Source organism: Aminobacter sp. J41 (genome assembly GCF_000526635.1).
Lineage (GTDB): Bacteria > Pseudomonadota > Alphaproteobacteria > Rhizobiales > Rhizobiaceae > Aerobium.
On sequence record NZ_JAGL01000095.1, the window covers coordinates 1 to 1,578 of the forward strand.

At 65.6% G+C, this 1,578-nt stretch carries 3 protein-coding genes; all 3 read left to right on the forward strand.

Going from position 1 to position 1,578, the window contains the following annotated elements:
- Positions 1-654: hydroxyethylthiazole kinase (locus tag L630_RS0120635; RefSeq protein ID WP_024850055.1), on the forward strand; the 654-nt coding region annotated here is incomplete at its 5' end.
- A complete protein-coding gene (thiE, locus tag L630_RS0120640) occupies positions 647-1,309 on the forward strand; it encodes a thiamine phosphate synthase (RefSeq protein WP_024850056.1) in 663 nt (220 codons plus the stop codon). The genes L630_RS0120635 and thiE, both read left to right, overlap by 8 nt.
- A partial coding sequence (locus L630_RS0120645; RefSeq protein ID WP_024850057.1) for a bifunctional hydroxymethylpyrimidine kinase/phosphomethylpyrimidine kinase occupies positions 1,306-1,578 on the forward strand: 273 nt, incomplete at its 3' end. The genes thiE and L630_RS0120645, both read left to right, overlap by 4 nt.

The window sequence follows — 1,578 nt, forward strand, 5'->3', positions numbered from 1 at the left end:
CTGATGAACACGGTGGTGCAGAAGCTCATCGCCGACGGTCTGTCGGGGTTGGGCGCCATTCCATCCATGACCTCCTCACCTGAGGAAGTGCAGACCTTCGTCGGGAAAGCCGACGTCCTCGTCGTCAATCTCGGCACGCTGGATGCGCAAAGGCGCGAGGCCATCGACCTCGCCCTCGATGGGGCTGAGGAAGGAGGAAAGCCTTGGGTGCTCGATCCCGCCCATTGCGATTATTCCGCGGTTCGGGCGGCATTAGCGCAGGACCTGCTGGCGCGATCGCCAACGATCTTGCGTGCCAACGCAGCCGAGCATCGGCTGCTCCAGGTGCCGCCCGGCGTGGTCGGAGTGCGGACCGGGGAGGAAGACCGCATCGAGTCCGGCGACACAAGGCTGCTGATCGGCAACGGTCATCCCTTCATGGCGAAGGTGACAGGAACGGGTTGCCTTTCGGGCGCGGTGATCGCGGCCTTCACCGCGGTCGGGGACGATCCCATCATCGCTGCGGCGTCGGCTATGCTCGTCATGGGGGTCGCGGCAGATATCGCGGCCCGCGAGGCGCGGGGGCCGGCCAGCTTCGGGATAGCGCTGCTCGATGTCCTGTCCGGGCTTTCCGAGAAAGACATCATCCAGAATGCGAGGGTGCGAAATGCATAAGGTCGATTACAGGTTGAACGCCATCGTTGACGGAAGTCTGCGCGACATTGGTGACCTGGCCGTGCTGGCGCGGATCGCGGCGGATAATGGGGCGACGATCATCCAGTATCGCGACAAGCAGGCGAGCACCCGCGAACTGCTCGAACAGGCGACAGCGATCCGCGCGGCTCTCGCCAGGAGCGGCGTGCCGCTGGTCGTAAACGACCGCGTCGACGTCGCGCTCGCCACCGGCGCGGACGGCGTTCATCTTGGCCGCGACGACCTCGACCCGGCCACGGCGCGCCGTCTTCTTGGCGCTGACGCAATCATTGGGGTGACGGTCAAGAACGACGCCGATGCCGATGCAGCGCTGGCGGCCCCGGTCGACTATGCCTGCATCGGCGGCGTGTTCGAGACGCTCTCCAAGAACAATCCGGACCCGCCTGTCGGTTTGGACGGCTTTGCGCGGCTGCGCGCCCGCATCCGGTCTGCGCGCCCGGACATGCCGGTCGGGGCTATAGCCGGGATCGACCTGATGCGCGCCGGTGATGTCGTCCGCGCCGGCGCGTCCGGTGTCGCCATGATTTCGAGGATTTTCCGGGCGGCCGATATCGCCACCGCGACGCGGGCGATGCGCGCGGCCGTCGACGCCGTCCTCAAGGAGAACTGCCAATGACAAAGATCGCGCTCACCATAGCCGGCTCGGACAGCGGCGGGGGTGCCGGCATTCAGGCAGACCTCAAGACCTTCTCCGCGCTCGGCGTATTTGGAGCCAGCGTGATCACGGCGCTCACCGCACAGAACACCAGAGGCGTGCGGGCCGTGGAAGATGTGTCTCCGGACATGATCGCGGCACAGATAGACACCATCTACGACGACATGGATGTCGGCGGGGTGAAGATCGGCATGGCCTCGCGGATAGAGACCATCGAGGTTATCGCCGAT

Excerpts from the sequence above, each read along its gene's own strand:
- thiE (WP_024850056.1), top strand. The coding sequence starts at position 647 with ATGCATAAGGTCGATTACAGGTTGAACGCCATCGTTGACGGAAGTCTG.